This is a genomic window from Kitasatospora sp. NPDC088160 (assembly GCF_044741445.1).
GTDB lineage: Bacteria > Actinomycetota > Actinomycetes > Streptomycetales > Streptomycetaceae > Kitasatospora.
This window is the reverse complement of the sequence record NZ_JBIUSS010000001.1, coordinates 237,799-256,375: the sequence shown is the minus strand read 5'-3', so window position 1 is coordinate 256,375 and position 18,577 is coordinate 237,799. Positions and strand designations below refer to the sequence as shown.

The 18,577-nt window shown below is 74.3% G+C and carries 19 protein-coding genes; 7 read left to right on the top strand and 12 right to left on the bottom strand.

Features of this window, described 5'->3' with window-relative positions; all coding sequences use genetic code 11:
- Nucleotides 1-15: 15 nt before the first annotated feature.
- The 3 genes from ACIOGZ_RS01050 to ACIOGZ_RS01040 form a co-directional block, all read right to left on the bottom strand.
- On the bottom strand, nt 16-789 hold the full coding sequence (locus tag ACIOGZ_RS01050) for a peptidyl-tRNA hydrolase (protein ID WP_363579420.1): 774 nt from the start codon (nt 787-789) through the stop codon (nt 16-18).
- Between the two features lie 165 nt (nt 790-954).
- Entirely contained in the window at nt 955-1,494 is a 540-nt protein-coding gene (locus ACIOGZ_RS01045; RefSeq protein WP_363627584.1) for a hypothetical protein, read from the bottom strand.
- 86 nt (nt 1,495-1,580) lie between these two features.
- A complete protein-coding gene (locus tag ACIOGZ_RS01040) occupies nt 1,581-2,513 on the bottom strand; it encodes a hypothetical protein (RefSeq protein WP_363627585.1) in 933 nt (310 codons plus the stop codon).
- A gap of 122 nt (nt 2,514-2,635) precedes the next feature.
- On the opposite strand from ACIOGZ_RS01040, the gene ACIOGZ_RS01035 reads away from it, so the two are divergent.
- Together ACIOGZ_RS01035 and ACIOGZ_RS01030 are read left to right on the top strand one after the other, a co-directional pair.
- A complete protein-coding gene (locus ACIOGZ_RS01035) occupies nt 2,636-3,007 on the top strand; it encodes a YbjQ family protein (protein WP_363579424.1) in 372 nt (123 codons plus the stop codon).
- A 157-nt stretch (nt 3,008-3,164) separates the two neighbouring features.
- Nucleotides 3,165-4,265 carry an NAD(P)-binding domain-containing protein gene (locus tag ACIOGZ_RS01030; RefSeq protein ID WP_400984487.1) on the top strand — a complete coding sequence of 367 codons (1,101 nt, stop codon included), beginning with the start codon at nt 3,165-3,167 and terminating at the stop codon, nt 4,263-4,265.
- 36 nt (nt 4,266-4,301) lie between these two features.
- On the opposite strand, the gene paaE is transcribed toward ACIOGZ_RS01030, so the two are convergent.
- The 8 genes from paaE to ACIOGZ_RS00990 all read right to left on the bottom strand — a co-directional run bounded on the left by paaE (nt 4,302) and on the right by ACIOGZ_RS00990 (nt 12,795).
- Nucleotides 4,302-5,534 (bottom strand): 1,2-phenylacetyl-CoA epoxidase subunit PaaE, encoded by a 1,233-nt coding sequence (gene paaE, locus ACIOGZ_RS01025; protein ID WP_400804847.1) that lies wholly within the window; start codon nt 5,532-5,534, stop codon nt 4,302-4,304.
- Nucleotides 5,535-6,101, bottom strand: coding sequence for a 1,2-phenylacetyl-CoA epoxidase subunit PaaD (paaD, locus tag ACIOGZ_RS01020; protein WP_363627587.1), 567 nt, complete (start codon nt 6,099-6,101; stop codon nt 5,535-5,537).
- The gene (gene paaC, locus ACIOGZ_RS01015) at nt 6,095-7,006 is read right to left on the bottom strand and encodes a 1,2-phenylacetyl-CoA epoxidase subunit PaaC (RefSeq protein WP_400984265.1); all 912 of its coding nucleotides are present in this window, start codon (nt 7,004-7,006) and stop codon (nt 6,095-6,097) included. The genes paaD and paaC overlap by 7 nt, the downstream gene beginning before the upstream one ends.
- Nucleotides 7,007-7,019: 13 nt before the next feature.
- Entirely contained in the window at nt 7,020-7,313 is a 294-nt protein-coding gene (gene paaB / locus ACIOGZ_RS01010; protein ID WP_030056311.1) for a 1,2-phenylacetyl-CoA epoxidase subunit PaaB, read from the bottom strand.
- Nucleotides 7,310-8,431: a 1,2-phenylacetyl-CoA epoxidase subunit PaaA gene (gene paaA / locus ACIOGZ_RS01005; RefSeq protein WP_400804835.1), complete on the bottom strand. Its 1,122-nt coding sequence runs from the start codon at nt 8,429-8,431 to the stop codon at nt 7,310-7,312. Before paaA ends, paaB begins: the two co-directional genes overlap by 4 nt.
- 247 nt (nt 8,432-8,678) lie before the next feature.
- On the bottom strand, nt 8,679-10,076 hold the full coding sequence (locus tag ACIOGZ_RS01000) for a M20/M25/M40 family metallo-hydrolase (protein WP_400984262.1): 1,398 nt from the start codon (nt 10,074-10,076) through the stop codon (nt 8,679-8,681).
- A gap of 737 nt (nt 10,077-10,813) precedes the next feature.
- The gene (locus tag ACIOGZ_RS00995) at nt 10,814-11,473 is read right to left on the bottom strand and encodes a response regulator transcription factor (protein WP_363579436.1); all 660 of its coding nucleotides are present in this window, start codon (nt 11,471-11,473) and stop codon (nt 10,814-10,816) included.
- Complete coding sequence (locus ACIOGZ_RS00990; protein WP_363579438.1) at nt 11,470-12,795, bottom strand: histidine kinase; 1,326 nt, start codon at nt 12,793-12,795, stop codon at nt 11,470-11,472. The genes ACIOGZ_RS00995 and ACIOGZ_RS00990 overlap by 4 nt, the downstream gene beginning before the upstream one ends.
- 210 nt (nt 12,796-13,005) lie before the next feature.
- On the opposite strand from ACIOGZ_RS00990, the gene ACIOGZ_RS00985 reads away from it, so the two are divergent.
- The 4 genes from ACIOGZ_RS00985 to ACIOGZ_RS00970 all read left to right on the top strand — a co-directional run bounded on the left by ACIOGZ_RS00985 (nt 13,006) and on the right by ACIOGZ_RS00970 (nt 16,744).
- Nucleotides 13,006-13,848, top strand: coding sequence for a methyltransferase domain-containing protein (locus ACIOGZ_RS00985; RefSeq protein ID WP_363579440.1), 843 nt, complete (start codon nt 13,006-13,008; stop codon nt 13,846-13,848).
- Between the two features lie 132 nt (nt 13,849-13,980).
- Nucleotides 13,981-14,994, top strand: coding sequence for an aldo/keto reductase (locus tag ACIOGZ_RS00980; protein WP_400804822.1), 1,014 nt, complete (start codon nt 13,981-13,983; stop codon nt 14,992-14,994).
- A 75-nt stretch (nt 14,995-15,069) separates the two neighbouring features.
- Complete coding sequence (locus tag ACIOGZ_RS00975; protein WP_363579444.1) at nt 15,070-15,657, top strand: TetR family transcriptional regulator; 588 nt, start codon at nt 15,070-15,072, stop codon at nt 15,655-15,657.
- A 139-nt stretch (nt 15,658-15,796) separates the two neighbouring features.
- A complete protein-coding gene (locus ACIOGZ_RS00970) occupies nt 15,797-16,744 on the top strand; it encodes an ADP-ribosylglycohydrolase family protein (RefSeq protein ID WP_400804819.1) in 948 nt (315 codons plus the stop codon).
- 87 nt (nt 16,745-16,831) lie between these two features.
- On the opposite strand, the gene ACIOGZ_RS00965 is transcribed toward ACIOGZ_RS00970, so the two are convergent.
- Nucleotides 16,832-17,098 (bottom strand): GlsB/YeaQ/YmgE family stress response membrane protein, encoded by a 267-nt coding sequence (locus ACIOGZ_RS00965; RefSeq protein WP_350875097.1) that lies wholly within the window; start codon nt 17,096-17,098, stop codon nt 16,832-16,834.
- A gap of 178 nt (nt 17,099-17,276) precedes the next feature.
- Between ACIOGZ_RS00965 and ACIOGZ_RS00960 the strand changes: the two genes are divergently transcribed.
- On the top strand, nt 17,277-18,521 hold the full coding sequence (locus ACIOGZ_RS00960) for a glycosyltransferase (RefSeq protein WP_400984258.1): 1,245 nt from the start codon (nt 17,277-17,279) through the stop codon (nt 18,519-18,521).
- The last annotated feature ends 56 nt before the right edge of the window (nt 18,522-18,577 follow it).

Sequence of the window (18,577 nt, the reverse complement as noted above, 5' to 3'; positions counted from 1 at the left end):
GGGCCGAGCTCGCTGTCAGACCTCAGCAGTCCCCCGCAATGCCGGGTGGTCCGCGATCACCGTGCAGCTACCCGGCGCGATCTCGGTGAAGCCCGCATCCCGGACCAGCGGCAGACCGCTGGTGACCAGCCCCTCCCACGCCTCCGCCGGGGCCGTCCGCACCGCGAGCGCGAATCCGGCCTCGGCCCACTCCTTGCGCTGCGCCTCGTCCAGCCGCCACCAGGCCAGCTGGGCGGCGTGGCCGGTCTGCGCCATCGTCTTACCCGCGCTCATCTCCAGCTCCGGGTTGAGCCACAGCACCGGCAACCCGGGCTCAGGAGCGCCGACCTCGGTGGTCTCCTCCAAGTCCGTCCCGGAGACCTGGAGCTTGGCGAGGTCCTTCGGCCAGCCATCCAACGGCACCGGCGGAAACACCCGCACCTCGGCCTCCCGTCCGCTCACCGTGATCCCCGGCAGTTCGCCCGCCCGGCGCCACTCCCCGCCCCGGGCCCGCCGGACCACCTTGCGGATCCGGGCGTCCTCCCAGGCCTCGACCCGCTCCGCCCACTCGCCGTCCGTGTCGGTCACCCGCGAGTCGGACAGCAGGGTGAGCACCGCCCGGGCCGAGGTCTCCAGCGCGTCGGTCCGCCCGGGCGGCGTGGCCTTCTCCAGCCGGACGAGCAGCGGCAGCACGTACTGCGGCCGCGCGTCACGGTCCGCCGGGGCCGGGGCGTCGTCGGCAGCGGAAACGGGCGCCGGAGCGGAATCGGAAGCGGCATCGGGAGCAGGGGTGTCGAACGGAGAAGTCACCCGTCCAGCATGCCAGCCCCGCCACCCCGGTGATCACGCGGTGCCGGGAGCCCGTACGACCCGCCCCGAACCACCCGAGCCGCCGCCATCTCCACCCCCGTCCCTACACGCCCCTGCCCCCGCACGCCCCTGCCCCTGCACACCCCCGCCCCCGCACACCGCCGCTCAGCGCAGCCGCTGCCGCAGTTCGTCGACGGCCGACCGGATGCCGGCGCTGTAGGCGTCCTCGGGGAGCGCGTCCAGGCTGCGCACGGCGCGTTCCAGCTGCTCGCGCGCGAGGTCGGGCTCGCCGAGCTTGAGGTGGTCCGAGGCCAGGTTGAGGTGCAGCGAGGGGTAGAACGCGCGCACCTGGAGGGCGGACTCGTAGGTCTGGGCACGCTCGGCGGTCAGCGAGTCGGCGGCGGCCAGCGCCCGCCGGTCCCACTCCAGCTCGTCCTGCGGATGGTCCTGTAGGTCGGCCAGGTAATGGGCGAGGACGCAGCGGTGGAAGACGTCGCCCCGCTCGCCGAGCGCCGCCCAGAGCGCCTCGAAGCTGGCCCGCGCCTCGGCCGTCCGCCCGCGCTGGGCGGCCTGCACGCCGTCCAGTCCGAGCGCGATCCGGGCGAGCACCTGGTCGTCCCGGCCCGCCGGACCGTCTGCCCGGGCCGGACCGTCCGCCCCGTCCGGTCCCCCGGGTACCGCACGCACATCAGACGTATCGGACATGCCCGCAGCCTAGTCGCCCACCCGTCGCAGCGCCCGAAGAGCACTTCGCACCATCCCGACCAGGGCCAACCCGGCCCGACGGCCGGTCAGCGCCGGTAGCCGCGCTGCGGGTCCCGCGCCTCCGCGTCCTCGTACGTCAGGAACCAGCCCTCCGGGTGCGTGGCCGCCAGCAGCACCTCGGTGCGCTGCTCGGCGCCCAGCTCCGGGTCGCCGTCGTCCGGTCCGTAGACGCCGAACAGTTCGTCGTGACAGCCGTCCCAGTCGTAGTCGTACAGGTCGGCCGGCAGGTCGCCCATCATGTCGGCCACCGACTCGGGCTGCGCGCCGAGCAGGGCCCGGGCGTCCACCAGGGCCATCCGCAGCCCGATGTCCTCGGCCAGACATCGCGGCAGCGGCCATTCACCGAGCGCGAGGTCGTCGGCCAGGTCGTCGAAGGCCCGGGCCATGGCGCGGCGCCAGTTCCGGTGCAGCCGCCAGGTGCGCTGGGGCAGGCGGGCGTAGACCGCCCAGTCGGCGTCCTCGCCGTCGACGACCGGGTCGTCACCGTGCTCGTCGAAGTCGTCGTAGGCGGCGTCGGCCAGGCCGATCAGCTGGGCGTGCAGGAGGCAGGCGGTGCGCGGGGTGAGGGTCCAGTCCGCGCCGGCGCCGCCGTCCTCGTCCTCGTCGCCCTCCAGCGGGAACAGCTCGGCGAAGTCCGGCGCGAAGTCCTCGGTGACGCTGATCTCCAGCGTGCCGCCGATCGCCTCGACCCCGGGGATCGCGGCCACCAGCCGGTCCGGGTGCAGCAGTGCGCCGAGCGCCGCGTTGGCGTCCTCGGAGACCTCGCGCAGCAGCTCGCGGCGCTGGCCGACCGGGTCGACGCCCTCGAACACCAGCTCCTCGACGGCCCTGATCGCGGCGGCGCGCAGCGCCGGCCAGTCGGTGATCCGCAGGCCCAGCACCACCGTCGCCTCGATCTCCTGCGCGCCGGAGTCCTCCGCCGCGCCCGGCCCCTGTGGATGATCGCTTCGCTCGCCCATGGGGCTACGGTACGGCCTTTCGGCCGCCCGATCACCGGTCTGAACCAGCTTCTGGACCCCTTCTCGGCCATCGCCCGGCCCCGCCTCGATCACTCGGACGTACGACACGGCAGGATGGACCCATGGCTGACATCAACGAGTACGGCGGCGGGCAGGGCCCGAACGCCGACGTCCTGGTCGTGACCACCAACGACATCCCCGGCTTCCGGGTCGATCATGTGATCGGCGAGGTCTTCGGGCTGACCGTGCGCAGCCGCCACCTCGGCAGCCAGATCGGCGCCGGACTGAAGTCGCTGATCGGCGGCGAGCTGCGGGGCCTGACGAAGACCCTGGTCGAGAGCCGCAACGAGGCGATGCAGCGGCTGATCGAGCAGACCAAGGCGCGCGGCGGGAACGCGGTGCTGATGATGCGCTTCGACGTGACGGAGGCGGCGGACGTCGGCACCGAGGTCTGCGCCTACGGCACGGCCGCGGTGATCTCCCCGGCCGTCTGACGCGTCGCCCGCGCGGGGCGCCACGCGGCGGGACCGCAAGCACCCGCGGACGCGGGAACACCCGCCGCACCCCCGATGTTTCACCGGCGTGACTGTTTACGGTGCAACCAATGGCGGGCAGCGGCACGCGGACGTCCTGGTAGTGGACGTCCTGGTAGTGGACGTCCACGTGGTGGACGTCCTGGTGGTGGGCGCCGGACAGGCCGGACTGTCCGCCGCCTACCACCTCCGCCGCCGCGGCTTCGCCCCCTACCGGGCGGACGCCGACGGCGGCTTCGTCGTGCTCGACGCCAACCCCGCGCCGGGCGGCGCCTGGGCGCACCGCTCACCGTCCCTGCGGATGGCCACCGTGCACGGTTTCCACGACCTCCCGGACGCCGAACTCCCCGCGCCCGACCCCGAGGCCCCGGCGCGCGAGGTCGTGCCGGGGTACTTCGCGGCGTACGAGGCCCGGCACGCGCTCCCGGTCGTACGCCCCGTCGCCGTTCGCGCGGTGCGCGCCGAGTCGGACCGCCCGGACTCCCGGCTGCTGGTCGAGACCGACCACGGCACCTGGTCCACGCGGGCGCTGATCAACGCCACCGGCACCTGGACCCGCCCGTTCCTGCCCCACTACCCGGGCCACTTCGCCGGTCGCCAACTGCACTACGCCGACTACCGCGGCCCCGGGGAGTTCGCCGGCCGGCGCGTCCTGGTGGTGGGCGGGGGCGCTTCGGCGATCCAGGTGCTGTCCGAGGTGGCTGCGGTCGGCGAGACGGTCTGGGTCACCCGGACCCCGCCCGTCTACCACGAGGGGCCGTTCACCCCCGAGTACGGACGCGCGGTGGTCGCCAAGGTCGAGGAACGGGTCCGGCAGGGCCTGCCGGTGCGCAGCGTGGTGAGCGTCACCGGGCTCGGCCCGTCCGTCGCCTACCAGCGTGCCGAGGAACTGGGCGCCCTGCACCGCCGCCCGATGTTCGACCGGCTCACCGAGCACGGCGTCGCCTGGGGGGAGGAGGAGCTGGCGGTGGACGCGATCGTGTGGGCCACCGGCTTCCGCCCGGAGGTCGGCCACCTGGCCCCGCTCGGGCTGCGCTCCCCCGGCGGCGGCATCGCGCTCACCGGCACCCGTGCCACCGCCGACCCGCGCGTCCACCTGGTCGGCTACGGCCCGTCCGCCAGCACCATCGGCGCCAACCGGGCCGGTCGCGCCGCCGTCAGCGACCTCGTCCACCTGCTCGGCGACCCGGCCAGGCTGCCCGCCCCGGCCGTGGTCTGAAGCAGTCGGGAGGGGAAGGGCGGGGCGGTCGGCCGCTCAGCGGTCGTAGTCGACCGTCACCCGGTCGGTGATCGGGCGGGCCTGGCAGGTGAGGACGTAGCCGGCAGCCAGCTCCTTCTCCTCCAGCGCGAAGTTGCGGCGCATCTCGACCTCGCCCTCGGTGACCAGCGCACGGCAGGTGCCGCAGACCCCGCCCTTGCAGGCGAACGGCAGGTCGGGGCGGGAGCGCTGGGCACCGTCCAGGATCGAGCGGTCGCACGGCAGGGAGAGCGTGCTGCCGCGCCCGTCCAGGACGACGGTGACCTCGCTGTGCGGGCCGTCGGCCGCTCCCGCCGCGCCGTCCCGGTCCTCCGGTCGCTCGGACACCGGCTCGTCCTCGGCGTGGAACAGTTCCTGGTGCACGCGCTCGCCCGGCACGCCCAGCCCGGCGAGCAGTTCCTTCGCCCCCGCGACCATCCCGAACGGGCCGCACAGCCACCAGTGCCCGACGCTCCCGACATCCACCAGCGCCCCCAGCAGCGCCCCCACCCGCTCCGGGTCCAGCCGCCCGCTGAGCAGTTCGGCGTCACGGGTCTCCCGGGACAGGACGTGGACCAGCTGGAAGCGGCCGAGGTAGCGGTCCTTCAGGTCGGCCAGCTCGTCCGCGAACATCACGGTGTCGCTGCGCCGGTTGCCGTACAGCAGGGTGACGGTGGAGCTGCGGTCGGCGGCCAGGACGGACGCGGCGATCGACAGCATCGGGGTGATGCCGGAACCGGCCGCGAGCAGCACGTGCTCGGCCGGAACGCCGAGGTCGGGGGTGAACAGGCCCGACGGCGTCAGCACGTCCACCTCCTCGCCCGGCCCCGCGTCCCGGACCAGCCACCGGGAGAACAGCCCGCCGGGCACCTCCCGGACGGCAATCCGCAGCGGCCCGTCGGCGGGGGCGCAGATCGAGTACGAGCGGCGCTCGTCGACGCCCTCCACCACCTTGCGCAGCGTCAGGGTCTGCCCCGGCCGGAATACGAAGTCCGCCGCGAGCCCGTCCGGCACCTCGAAGGTCACCGCCACGGCGTCGTCGCAGAGCCGCTCGACCCGCTCGATCCGCAGCCGGTGGAAGGTCGGGCGGCGGGCGGGGCGCAGCGTGGACACCGCGGCCTCAGCGGGAGTGTCGGCGTGCGCGGCGACGGAGGCTTCGGTCTGGGAGGCTTCGGTCTGGGAGGCGTCGGCCTGGGACGCGGCGGGCTGGGAGGCGTCGGCCTGGGACGCGGCGGGCGAAGCGGCGGGCATTCAGATCTCCTTGACGCGTTCGAACGGCTCCCGGCAGGCGCGGCAGCGCCAGAGCGCCTTGCAGGCGGTGGAACCGAAGCGGGACAGCTCCTCCGTGTCCGCACCGCCGCAGCGCGGGCAGGGCACGGGGGCGGCTGCGGAAGCGAAAGCGGCAGCGGAGGTGCCGGCCGGAGCGGCGGTGCGGGTGGGACCGAGCGCGAGCGGGACCGGGCCGGCCACGCCGGCGGCGGAGGTCGGACGCGGCGGGGCGATACCCGCCTCGACGAGTTTGCGGCGGCCCTCGGCGGTGATCAGATCGGTCGACCACGGCGGATCCAGCCGCAGCCGGACCCGGACGTCCCGGTACCCGGCCGCGCGCAGCCGGCGGTCCACGTCGGCGGCCATCTCGGCCACGGCGGGGCAACCCGAGTAGGTCGGGGTCAGCCAGGCGGTCACCGCGCCGTCGTCCACCGCCACCTCGGCCAGCACGCCCAGGTCGGCCAGGGTCAGCATGGGCAGCTCCGGGTCCGGCACGGCCGCCGCGACCTCCCAGGCCGTCCCGCGCTCCGTCAGCGCCGCGCTCACCACGTCGCCCCCGGGTGCGCGCGGGCCAGCACCTGGAATTCGGCGAGCAGCGGGCCGAGCGCCTCGGTGTGCACGCCGTCCCGGCCGGCCCGGCCGAGCACGGTGGCCAGCGGCCGCACGTCCGGTACGGTCAGCCCGGCCTCGGCGAGAACGGCGCCGAGCGAGCGCAGCACCGGTTCGCGCAGCACCGCCGGATCGGCGCCCGTCCGCAGCTCCACCGGGTGGGCCGTGAACAGTTCCTCCAGCAGCGGCCAGAGCGCGTCCAGCCCGGCCTGCATCCGCGCCGAGGAGTACGGCGTGCCGTCACCGAGCCGAAGCGTCCAGGCGGTGGCGTACTCGCGGTGGTACGCCAGCTCCTTGACGCCCCGGGCGGCGACCGCCGCCAGCACCGGGTCCGGGTGCGCGCTCAGCGCCTCGTACAGGGCGCAGCGCGCGGTGGCGAACAGCAGCAGCCGGGCGATCGAGTGGGCGAAGTCGCCGTTCGGGGCCTCGACCAGCCGGACGTTGCGGAACTCGTGGTCCTCCCGCCAGTACGCCAGGTCGTCCTCGGTGCGGCCGGAGCCGTCCGCCTGGCCGGCCCGGGTGAGCAGCAGCCGGGCCTGGCCGAGCAGGTCGAGGCCCAGGTTGGCGAGCGCGACCTCCTCCTCCAGTTCGGGCGCCCGGGTGCACCACTCGATCAGGCGCTGGGAGAGGATCAGGGCGTCGTCTCCGAGCATCAGGCAGTAGGCGGCGAGGTCCGCGCCGTCCACTCCGGCGGGCACGGCGGTGTCCACGCCGAGCAGCGGGTCGGCGAAGCCCGTCCCGTACGCCCAGCGGCCCTCGCCCTCGGGGCCGGGCGTGGCTTCGGCGAGGCCGAGGTAGACGTGGTCGTCGGCGTCAGCGCCGGCCTGCGTGCTGTGGTCCTGCATGGCGGTTCCCCCGTCAGATGTGCGGGACATCCTCGGGGATGTCGTAGAAGGTCGGGTGGCGGTAGACCTTGTCCCCGCTGGGCTCGAAGAACGGGTCGCGCTCGTCCGGGGTGGAGGCGGTGATCGCGTCCGAGCGGACCACCCAGAGGCTGACGCCCTCGTTGCGGCGGGTGTAGAGGTCGCGGGCGGCGAGCAGGGCCATCCGGTCGTCGGCCGCGTGCAGCGAACCGACGTGGACGTGGTTCAGCCCGCGTCGGGGGCGCACGAACACCTCGTACAGCGGCCAGCCGGCCTTGGACTCGGTCACTTTCCGTTCTCCTGTTCCGTGGGCTCGCCCGTACGCCCGGGCTGCCCGGCTTCGACGGGCGGTTCGGATCCGGTGGGCTGCCCAGGTTCGGCGGACTGTTCGGCGCGGCGCTTGGCCGCGTAGGCGACGGCCGCCTCACGGACCCAGGCACCGTCCTCGTGCGCCGTCCGGCGGCGTTCGACCCGCTGGGCGTTGCACGGGCCCTGGCCGTGGATGACCCTGGTCAGCTCGGACCAGTCCGGCTCGCCGAAGTCCCAGCCGCCGCGCTCCTCGTTCCGGCGCAGCTCGGGATCCGGGAGCGTGACGCCCAGGTGTTCGGCCTGCGGGACGGTCATGTCGACGAAGCGCTGGCGCAGCTCGTCGTTGGTGTGCCGCTTGATTCGCCAGGCCATCGAGCGGGCGGTGTTCGGCGAGTCGGCGTCCGGGGGCCCGAACATCATCAGAGACGGCCACCACCAGCGGTCCACCGCGTCCTGGACCATCCGGCGCTGCGCCTCGGTGCCGCGCATCAGTGTCAGCAGCAGCTCGTAGCCCTGACGCTGGTGGAACGACTCCTCCTTGCAGATCCGCACCATCGCGCGGGCGTACGGGCCGTAGCTGCAGCGGCACAGCGGGACCTGGTTGCAGATCGCGGCGCCGTCGACCAGCCAGCCGATCACGCCGACGTCGGCGAAGGTGAGGGTCGGGTAGTTGAAGATCGAGGAGTACTTCTGCCGGCCGGAGATCAGCTTCTCGGTCAGCTCGGCGCGGTCGACACCCAGGGTCTCGGCGGCGGCGTAGAGGTAGAGGCCGTGGCCGGCCTCGTCCTGGGCCTTGGCGAGCAGGATCGCCTTGCGGCGCAGCGAGGGGGCGCGGGTGAGCCAGTTGCCCTCGGGCTGCATGCCGATGATCTCGGAGTGGGCGTGCTGGGCGATCTGGCGGACCAACGTGGCCCGGTAGGCGTCGGGCATCCAGTCCCTGGGCTCGATCCGCTGCTCGGCGGCGACGACCGCCTCGAACCGGTCCTCCAGCGCCTGCGCGGGGACCGCCTCGGCCACCTCTGCTGTCACCACGATCACCTCTCGTGTCCCGCGCCGGCGCCCACGGCGCCAACCGACTGACCGTTCGGTCGGTACCATTCTGCGCGGCAAGGTGGAGGGATGGCAAGGGACGCGGGTGAGGGGCGGGGTTTCGGGCGGCGGACAGTCGTCGACGGGCGGGCTGCGGCGAGCGGGCGGGCAACAAACAGATAACAGCTAACAGATTTCATTATCTGTTAGCTGTTATCTGTTATCTGTCAGCTGTTACTTGTCATCCGTCTTCTGTTCTCTGTTCCCTGTTCCCTGCTCCCTGTTCGCCGACAGCCCCCGGCCGCCGGCAGCCCGCTCAACCCTCCGTGCGGTCGCGCAGCCTCGGCAGCGGTACGGCGAGGAGCGCGGCCAGCAGGGCGATCCGGGGTGCCAGCTGGTCGAGCCGGATGTGCTCGTGCCGGGCGTGAGCACCGGCACCGACCGCGCCGAAGCCGTCCAGCGTCGGCAGCCCGCGCGAGCCCGGCAGATTGGTGTCCCCCGCGCCGCCCGCCGGACCGCCGTCCAGCTGCTGCCCGAGCACCGCGGCGAGTGAACGAACGTGCCGCAGCAGCGGGTTGCCGGTGCGCTCGGGCCACGCCGGACGGCTGGACAGCACCTCGGTCCGGACCCTGGCCCCCGGGCGCAGCGCGGTGAGCCGAGCCAGGTTGTCGAGCGTACGGCGCTGCGCCTCGACGGTGGAGAACCGCAGGCCGAGCTCGGCCTCGGCCCGGCCCGCGACCACGTTGGCCCGCGAACCCCCGCTGATCCGACCGGCGTTGAGCTCCGTCCCCGGCTGTCCCGCGAGGCCGCGGACGACGACGAGCTGGTCGACGAGTTCGTCGACCGCCGACACCCCGTCGTGGGCGTCGTTGCCCGCGTGGGCCTCACGCCCGGTGACGGTGAGCCGGACCCGGGTGCTGCCGCGCCGAGCCGTCTTCAACCGGCCGTCGGGGTGCGGAGGTTCGAGCCCGAGGACCGCAGCCGCGCCGCGCAACTGGCGCTCGACCAGGCGCCGTCCGTCCGGACTGCCGACCTCCTCGTCGGAGACGACGACCAGCCGGACGGCGCGGTGCGGCCGCTGCCCGAGGTCGGCGAGCAGGGCGAACGCGCCTTCCAGGATGGCGAGTCCGCCCTTCATGTCGACGACGCCGGGGCCGCTGAGCAGACCGTCCTGCTCGGTGACCGGCCAGTCGGCGAGGGTGCCGACCGGCCAGACGGTGTCGTGGTGGCCGACGATCAACAGGTGCGGCAGGGTCTCGTCCTGCCCCTCCCACTCCAGGACCAGGTGGTCACCGGCCGGCCCGGGCTCGCGCTGCGCGGTGGCACCGGTGGCGCTGAACCCGGCGCTCAACTCCTCGGCGAGAGCGTCGAGTCGGGGCACGTCTCCGCTGGGCGACTCGATCCGGGCCAGGTCCGTGCACCGGCGCCGGACGGCCCCGGCCAGCGTACGGGCACGGGTGCTGAGGGCCTGCGGCAGGCCGGGGAGTGCGGCGGTCGCGGCAGCGGTGGCCGAGGCTGTGACGGTGACCGTGGCCGTGGCCGTGGCCGTGGCATGAGCGGTAGCGGTAGCGGTAGCGGTGAGGGCCTCACCGTCAGCAGCGGCCGGGAGGTCGACGGGGGCGCGGTCCGAGGCAGGGGCGGGCGCGGGGGCGGAGTCACCGTCGGGGGCGGCGGCACTCGGCGCGGCGGGCGACCCGACGATCTGGGGACTCAACGTTCGCCTCCGCGGCCGCTGCCGGTATTCAGCGGCCGGACCGGCCGGCCACCCCAACCCGGCTGCCAGGCCCGGCCGGACCGCGCCGATCGACCGGGATGGTGCCCGGCCCTTCGGAACGGACCGTCTGGCCCAAGTGCGGTGGAACGGCTGGGCGGCGTGCTTGGCATTGCGTCCTCCTCGCTCGATCCGGTGGCCCCGGTCCGCCCGGGGCCCCGTGGACGGCGGCTTCCTGACGGCGGGCGCAACGGGCCGGACCGCCGCAGGGAAGCCGAGATGTGAGCCTAGAAGAACCGTTCGGCTTCCTGCGAGGTGGCCCTGCTCCCAGCGTGCCGGGACCGGGCCCTCAGCCTCGGACACCCGTCGGAGAACAGCGGCGGGCGCGCGGCGCGCGGGCCTGGATCGGCGCGCGGGCGCGGTCGCCGGATCGCGCCCATCTCCACCATGGACCCGCCGCCCGGGTTCGGCAGCGCAAACCGCCAAGGCGCGGGATTTCCACGCCGGATGGGTGACAACGGCTCAGCGCGCGGTACGAACCGGGAGCACGCGACCGGCTCAGGGGGAGCCCGGTCCGACGCCCCGGGAACACTCGCGTGAACACCGGACGACATGACGCCCCACCCACCACCGCGCGCACCACCGGGCGTCGCGCATCGGCAGGACCAGCGACCACACGAGCCACGACGGCACCGCACCATCGCACCGCACCGCACCGCCCCACAGCGCCCGGTGCCGGCTCAGGCGCCGTCCCCGACCAGCCCGGAATCGCGCGCGAGCAGCGCGGCCTGGACCCGGTTGCCGACGCCCAACCCGGTCAGGATCCGGCTGACGTGCGCCTTCACGGTGCTCTCGCGCATCCCGAGGACGCCCGCGATCTCCGCGTTGGAGAGCCCGTCGGCGAGTTCGCGCAGCACGTCGGTCTCGCGCGGGGTCAGCCCGGCGACCCGGTTGCGGGCGGCGACCGACCGGGGCGCACCGGTGCGGTGGTAGCGGTCGATCAGTCGCCGCGCGGCCGCAGGGTGCAGCATCCCCTGACCGCCGGCGACGACGTGGACGGCCCGGGCGATCTCGGCGGGCGGGGTGTCCTTGAGCAGGAAGCCGTCGGCCCCGGCAGCGAGCGCCTGGTACACGTACTCGTCGAGGTCGAAGGTGGTGAGCGCGATCACGCGCGGGGCGTCGGGCAGTTCGCGCAGGCGCCTGGTGGCGGCGATGCCGTCGAGCCTGGGCATCCGGATGTCCATGAGCGCCACGTCGATCCGCTGGCTGCGGGCGAGTTCGACGGCCTGCAGTCCGTCGGTGGCCTCGGCGACCACGGTGAGGGCCGGGTCCTGGGCGAGCAGGTCGACGAGGCCGAGCCGCACCAGCGCGTCGTCGTCGACCACCATCGTGCGGATCATGCGGCGTCCTTCGGCTGCGGGGTCGGGGAGGGGGCAAGGGCCGGAGAAGGCCCGGATCCGAGGCCGTGTCCCGGTCCTGGCACGGGTCCTGGCACGGTCCGCGGCGGGCGCTCCGGTGCGGGCAGGCGGGCTGCGAGCCGGAAGCCGCCACCACCGTCCGGTCCCGCGTCGAGGTAGCCGCCGAGCGCGTCGACCCGTTCGGCGAGCCCCACCAGACCGTACCCGCCGCCGGTGCCCGGCCCGTTCGGCGACGCCTCCCCCGGACCGTTGCGGACCTCGACGGTGGTTGCCGGGGCGCCGTAGCGGACCCGGACGGTGACGGGCGCGGCGTGCGCGTACTTGCGGGCGTTGGTCAGCGCCTCCTGGACCAGGCGGTGCACGGCCAGCCGGTGGGTGGTGGGGACGGTCTCCGGGTCGCCGGAGAGGGCCAGTTCGACCTCTTGCCCGGCCGAAGTGGCCTCACCGACGAGTTCGGTGAGGTCGCGCAGCGCGGGCGCCGGGACGCGCGCCGGGACGGGCACCGGGACGCGCGCCACCCGGGGCGGTGCGGCCGGCACCTCCTCGGCGGCCGGTGCTGTCGGCGGGTCGGCCCGCAGGGCGCCGAGGACGTCACGCAGGTCGTCGAGCGAGTGGGCGGCGGTGGTGCGCAGCAGTTCGAGGCGGTGGGTGAGCCGGTCCGGGTCGGCGGCGACGGTACCGGCGAGGGCCTGGTCGCGCAGCACCCCGGCGTGCAGCACCAGCAGGCTGAGGCGGTGGGCGAGCACGTCGTGCATCTCCCGGGCGATCCGGGCCCGTTCGGCGGCCTGGGCCCGTTCGGCGCGCAACTCGCGCTCCCGGCGCAGCGCGTCCACCTGCTCGTGCAGGGTGCGGATCAGCACCCTGCGGCCGTGCAGCCACAGGCCGAAGGACAAGGTCGCCGCCTGAACGAGGAGTTGGGATCCGGTGGTGCCCGCCCAGCCGACCAGCGAATCGGCTCGGGTCGCGCCCACCATCGCGATGAGGGCGCCGCCGGCCGCCGCCGGGCCGGTCCGGCCGAGGGAGGCGAGGTAGTAGACGCTGAACAGCCCGGGAAAGGCGCGGTTGAACAGGCCGCCGGTGAGCACCGGCAGGACGGCGGAGGCCATCGGGTAGCGGCGGGCGAACAGCAGGGAGAGCGAGGCGAGGACGGCCACGACGGTCCGGGGCAGCCGAAACGGCTCATCGGCGTGGACCCACTGGGAGAGGCCCTCCTCGGCGGTGAGCGCGAGGATGCCGAGCAGCAGCAGGGTTTCGCTCCACAGCCGGCGGCCCGGGCCGTACCAGCCCAACAGGCCTGCGCGCATCGGGCCGCTCCCGTCCTCTCGCATCGGGCTCCCTCCGCGCTCGCTCCGTCCGTCCGTCGCCTGTCCGTCCGTCCGTCCGGCTCGATGTTACGGGCGGGCGGCGGGCGGGTGCCCCCTTCTCCCGGGTACCCGCACCCTCGACTTTCGTCGGGGGTACGCGTCGCTCGTCGGCCGATTCGGGGTGCGGCGGGGCTGCCTAGCGTCGAAGGCATGACCACCGAACAGCTTCGCCCGCGCCCCGACTTCCTCACCCCGCAGCGCAGTTCACGGTCCGCCGGGGACCACCTGCTGTTCCTCGCCGAGGCCCTGCGCACCTTCCACGACACCGGAGCGCTGGCCCCGAGCGGTGAGGACCTCGTGAACGCCCTGGTGGTTCCGGCCACCAGCCGCCCGAATCGGCCGATCTCGGTGCTGGAAGTCGGCGCCGGGACGGGCGTGGTGACCCGCCGGCTGGCCCAAGTACTGCTCCCGGGCGACCGGCTGCACGTCGTCGAGGCGAACCCGCGCTTCGCCGACCGGCTGCGCGAGGACCCGGTGCTGGCCGCACGACGCCCGGGTGTCGCCCTGCGGCTGTCGGCCTGCCGGGTGGAGGAACTGCCCCAGGACCAGACGAACGTGACGGGCCGAGCCGGCGAGACGGACGAGCGGTACGACGTGATCGTGTCGGGCCTGCCGTTCACCAACTTCGAGCCGGCCCAGGTACGCCACCTCCTCGACCTCTACCTGCGGCTGCTTCTGCCCGGGGGCGAGCTGACGTACTTCGGCTACCTCGGCACGACGACGGCCCGCACCCTGTCCTCGGGGCCCCGGCAGAGCGCCCGCCACCGGGCAGTGGTGCGACTGCTGCGGCGGTTCGAGGCGGCGTACGGGCTGGGTGAGCGCACGGTGTGGCGCAACCTGCCGCCGGCCCGCGCCTACCTGCTGCGGTCACTGGGTGGGCGGGAGGACTGGGGTCCGGCCTCGCCGCCAGAGCCCCCGGCCGGCGAGGCCGCGGCCGGCGAGGCACTCGCGTACGAGAACCGCAGCCGGGCGGCCGATCGAGTCGGCGGGTGACAGATAACAGGTGACAGCTTTCAGATAACAGATAACAGACGACAGCGAACAGATTTTGAAATCTGTTCGCTGTCGTGTCATAGTGGACCCCGGGTCACCCCACCCATCGCCGCACCCACCCCTGGAGTCCCCGTGGCCACGACCTCCCGCCCCACGCAGCGCACCCTCGGCACCTCCGGACCGGTCACCTCCGCCCTCGGCCTCGGCTGCATGGGCATGTCCGACCTGTACGGCCCGGCCGACGAGGCCGAGAGCATCGCCACCATCCACGCCGCGATCGACGCCGGGGTCACCCTGCTCGACACCGGCGACTTCTACGGCATGGGCCACAACGAGCTGCTGATCCACGAGGCCCTGCGCGGCCGCGCCCGCGAGAGCGTGCAGATCAGCGTGAAGTTCGGCGCCCAGCGCGGCCCGGACGGCCAGTGGCTCGGCTACGACGCGAGCCCCGCCGCCACCAAGACCGCCCTCGCCTACACGCTGCGCCGACTGCGCACCGACCACATCGACGTCTACCGCCCCGCCCGCCTGGACCCGAACGTCCCGGTCGAGGAGACCGTCGGCGCCATCGCGGACCTGGTGAAGGCCGGCTACGTCCGTCACATCGGCCTGTCGGAGGTCGGCGCCGACACCCTGCGCCGCGCCGCCGCCGTCCACCCGATCAGCGACCTGCAGATCGAGTACTCGCTGATCTCCCGCTCGATCGAGGACGCCATCCTCCCCACCGCCCGCGAGCTCGGCATCGGCATCACCGCCTACGGCGTGCTCTCGCGCGGCCTGCTCAGCGGCCACTGGGACCAGGGCCGCGCCCTGGCCGGCACCGACTTCCGTGGCCACAGTCCGCGCTTCCAGGGCAACAACCTGGCCCACAACCTCGCGCTCGTCGAGGCACTGCGCGCGGTGGCCTCCGCGAAGGAGGCGAGCGTCGCCCAGGTCGCCATCGCCTGGGTCGCCTCGCGCGGGGAGGACGTCGTTCCGCTGGTCGGCGCCCGCCGCCGCGACCGCCTCACCGAGGCGCTGGGCGCGCTGGACGTCACGCTCACCGCGGCCGACCTCGCGGCCATCGAGGCGGCCGTCCCCGCCGGCTCCGCAGCGGGCGACCGCTACGCTGCCGCCCAGATGGAGCACCTGGACAGCGAGCACTGACCCACCGGAACCGGCCCGACGGCCGGGGACGGCAGCACCACCCTCGACCGCACGACCCTAAGGACGGACCTCCCCGTGACCACGGACACCACACTCACCGCCGAGCAGATCCTGATCGCGGCGGAGGACGTCCTCCGGCGGTTCGGCCCGGCCAAGGCCACCGTCGTGGACGTCGCCCGGATCCTCGGCGTCAGCCACAGCAGCGTCTACCGCCACTTCCCGAGCAAGGCCGCGCTGCGCGAGGCGGTCACCCAGCGCTGGCTCGACCAGGCGCACCACCAGCTCGCCTTCATCTCGACCGAGGCCGGCTCGGCCGTCGAGCGGCTGCACCGCTGGCTGGTGACGCTGTTCGCGGCCAAGCGGAAGAAGGCGCTGGACGACCCGGAGCTGTTCGCCACCTACATGGTGCTGGTCGAGGAGAACAGCGGCATCGTCGAGGCGCACATCGACACCCTGGTCACCCAGATCGCCCAGATCGTCCAGGACGGCATGGAGAGCAAGGAGTTCAAGCTCGCCCACATCCTCTCCACGGCCCGCGCCGTCTTCGACGCCACCGGCCCCTTCCACGACCCGGCGTACGCGTCCTCGTGGTCCGAGCCGACCATCGAGGACCGTTTCGAGGCCCTCTGGAAGCTCATCCTCGGCGGCCTGCTCACCAAGTGACGCCCCTCCGAAGCCCCGGGCGCCCCTGAACCCGGACACCGACGGCCGGGCTCGCCGGCACCGGAGCGAAACCCGGTCGCCGACGGGCCCGGCCGTCCGGCAGACTGCCGCGCACGGTTGATCTCACTTGGAGGACGACATGCGTCCGGCCCGTCCGACCCCTCCGCCCCGTCCAACCCGTCCGACCCTGGACAGTTTGCAGGGGCTCGCCCTCGGCGACGCCTTCGGCGACCGCTGGTTCTCGTGGCCGCTCGACGAGGCGCCCGCCGCGCTGGCCGCTCGCCGGCTCCGCCCGGCGCCCTGGTACTGGACCGACGACACCGCGATGGCGCTGGTCCTCGTCCGCCACCTGGCCTCCTGGGGCGAGGTCCGACAGGATGCGCTGGCCGGCGAGTTCGCCGAGGAGTACGCCCGCGAGTACGGGCGCAAGTACGGCCCGTCGATGCACCGGGTACTGCGTGAGATCGGCGCCGGCGGGGACTGGCGCGCCATCACCTCGCGCCAGTTCGAGGGTCAGGGCTCGTACGGGAACGGCGCCGCGATGCGGGTCGCCCCACTGGGCGCCTGGTTCGCGGACGACCTGGACGCCGTCGCCCGGCAGGCCGAACTCCAGGCGCTCACCACGCACTTCCACCCGGAGGCGGTCGCGGGCGCGGTGGCAGTCGCCCTCGCCACGGCACTCGCTGTCCGCAGCCGGGGCCAAAACCCGCCCGGCCGTGCCGAGTTGCTGGCAGAGGTGGCCGGGCGTCTGCCGGACGGCGAAGTGCGCTCCGGTCTACGGATCGCCGCCCGGCTGCCCGGACACACGAGCGTCCGGCAGGCCGCCAACGTACTCGGCTCCGGGTTCATGATCTCCGCCCCGGACACCGTCCCGTTCGCCCTCTGGTCCGCCGCCGGGCACCTGGACTCACTGCCCGAGGTCATCTGGCACACCCTGGAGGGCTGGGGCGACATGGACACCACCTGCGCGATCGCCGCCGGGGCGGTCGCCGCTCGCACCGGCCTCGCCGAGGTGCCGACCGCCTGGCTGGCCGCCCGCGAGGACCTGCCGGAGTGGGTCGCGGAGGCGTCGGCACCGACGCGCTGAGCCGAGCCGGCCGCCCCGTGGGCCTGGCCGGCTCGGCTGTGCGACACCGTGTCCGCGTCGGCGCGGGGCCGGTTCCCGGCGCTCGGGCTAGCGTCGGGAGCTGCCGAACACCAGCCGGTAGATGATCAGCAGCACCAGGGCCCCGCCGATCGCCGACACCCAGGTCGCCATGTCGAAGAAGTGCGCCGTCACCGACCTGTGCAGGAAGTGCGAGGCGATCCAACCGCCCACGAAGGAGCCGGCGATACCGATCAGGGTTGTCACGATCAGGCCGCCCGGGTCCTTCCCCGGCAGCAGCAGCTTGGCCAGTGCCCCCGCCAGCAGGCCAAGCACGATCCACGCGACGATGCTCATCTGTCCCTCCCGTCCACGGCGCGGCGGCCCCGTTCCGCCGCTCTGCCAGGAAGGACGCCGCCCACCACCGCCCGGTTCCGGCGCCGCGGAAGCACCGGCCCGAACCGGCCACCCCGGACCGGGCCGCTCCGGGCACGGCACCTTTCCGGCGGGGCGCCCGCGCCGGGATACTGCGGCCATGCGCATCCTGATCGCCACCGCCGGATCCCGGGGCGACGTGGCCCCGTTCACCGGGCTCGGCGCCCGCCTCCAGGCGGCCGGCCATCAGGTGGCCGTCGCAACCCACGCCACCTTCGCCGCCTCGGTGCGGACCGCAGGGCTGGAGTTCCGCCCGCTGCCGGTCGACCCGCGCGCCGAACTCGCCTCCGCCGAGGGGCGGCGCCTGCTCCAGGCCGGCACCGGACCTCGCGCCGTCCTGCAACTTCTACAGCTGGGGCGGAAGTTCATGCCGGAGCTCGCCGACGGCATCGCCGACGCCACGGCACTCGGCACCGACCTGCTGCTCACCACCAGCACCACCAGCCCGCTCGGCCAGGTCGCCGCCGAGGCTGCGGGCATTCCCAGCATCGGCCTACACCTCCAACCCCTCTCCCCCACCAGGGAGTTCGCGCCCGCTGTCACCGGTGCCCGCTCACTCGGCCGCCCGGGCAACCTGCTCGCGGGGCACGCCGTCCAGGTCGCGACCGACCAGCTCTTCGCCCCCGCCGTACGCGGGCTGCGGCGCCGCCTCGGCCTACCGCCGCTCGGCGCCGCCCACGCCAGGCGCAAGTACCCCGTCCTGCACGGGTTTTCGCCCGCCGTGGTCCCGCGGCCCGCCGACTGGCGCCCGGGGCTGGACGTGGCCGGTTACTGGTGGCCGGTACGGGATCCGGACTGGCACCCCCCGACCCGACTGCTCGACTTCCTCGCCGCCGGACCGCCGCCGGTCTTCGTCGGCTTCGGCAGCCTGGTCGTCCCCGACCCCGGCCGGCTCACCGCGACGGTGGTCGCCGCGGTCCGCGCCGCCCGGGTCCGGGCCGTCCTGCAGTCGGGCTGGAGCGACCTCGGAGCCGGCGAGGCGGAGGACGTCCTGACCATCGGCGACGCCCCGCACGACTGGCTGTTCCCCCGCATGGCCGCCGTGATCCACCACGCCGGCGCCGGCACGACCGCCGCCACCCTGCGCTGCGGCACGCCGGCCGTACCGGTACCCGCACAGCTCGACGCCCCGTTCTGGTCCGACCGGCTCACCCGCCTCGGCGTCTCCCCCGGGCCGGTACCGCTGCACGCCCTCACCGCCGCACGCCTCGCCGCCGCCATCCGCCAGGCCCTCGACGACCCCCGCTACCGCGACCAGGCCCGGGCGGCGGCCGCCACGCTCGCGGCCGAGGACGGTGCGGCGAAGGTGCTCGCGGCCGTCGACCGGGCAGCGACTGGCGAATGACAGCGGGCAGCCGGCAGTGAACAAGTAACAGCGAACAGATAACAGATTTCGAAATC

Coding starts and splice junctions, on each gene's coding strand:
- ACIOGZ_RS00965 (WP_350875097.1), bottom strand. CDS start 17,098: ATGAGCATCGTCGCGTGGATCGTGCTTGGCCTGCTGGCGGGGGCACTG.
- ACIOGZ_RS01035 (WP_363579424.1), top strand. CDS start 2,636: ATGGCTGACATCAACGAGTACGGCGGCGGGCAGGGCCCGAACGCCGAC.
- ACIOGZ_RS00960 (WP_400984258.1), top strand. CDS start 17,277: ATGCGCATCCTGATCGCCACCGCCGGATCCCGGGGCGACGTGGCCCCG.
- ACIOGZ_RS00970 (WP_400804819.1), top strand. CDS start 15,797: ATGCGTCCGGCCCGTCCGACCCCTCCGCCCCGTCCAACCCGTCCGACC.
- ACIOGZ_RS01040 (WP_363627585.1), bottom strand. CDS start 2,513: ATGGGCGAGCGAAGCGATCATCCACAGGGGCCGGGCGCGGCGGAGGAC.
- paaE (WP_400804847.1), bottom strand. CDS start 5,534: ATGCCCGCCGCTTCGCCCGCCGCGTCCCAGGCCGACGCCTCCCAGCCC.
- ACIOGZ_RS01045 (WP_363627584.1), bottom strand. CDS start 1,494: ATGTCCGATACGTCTGATGTGCGTGCGGTACCCGGGGGACCGGACGGG.
- ACIOGZ_RS00995 (WP_363579436.1), bottom strand. CDS start 11,473: ATGATCCGCACGATGGTGGTCGACGACGACGCGCTGGTGCGGCTCGGC.
- paaA (WP_400804835.1), bottom strand. CDS start 8,431: ATGGTACCGACCGAACGGTCAGTCGGTTGGCGCCGTGGGCGCCGGCGC.
- paaC (WP_400984265.1), bottom strand. CDS start 7,006: ATGCAGGACCACAGCACGCAGGCCGGCGCTGACGCCGACGACCACGTC.
- ACIOGZ_RS00990 (WP_363579438.1), bottom strand. CDS start 12,795: ATGCGCGCAGGCCTGTTGGGCTGGTACGGCCCGGGCCGCCGGCTGTGG.
- ACIOGZ_RS00985 (WP_363579440.1), top strand. CDS start 13,006: ATGACCACCGAACAGCTTCGCCCGCGCCCCGACTTCCTCACCCCGCAG.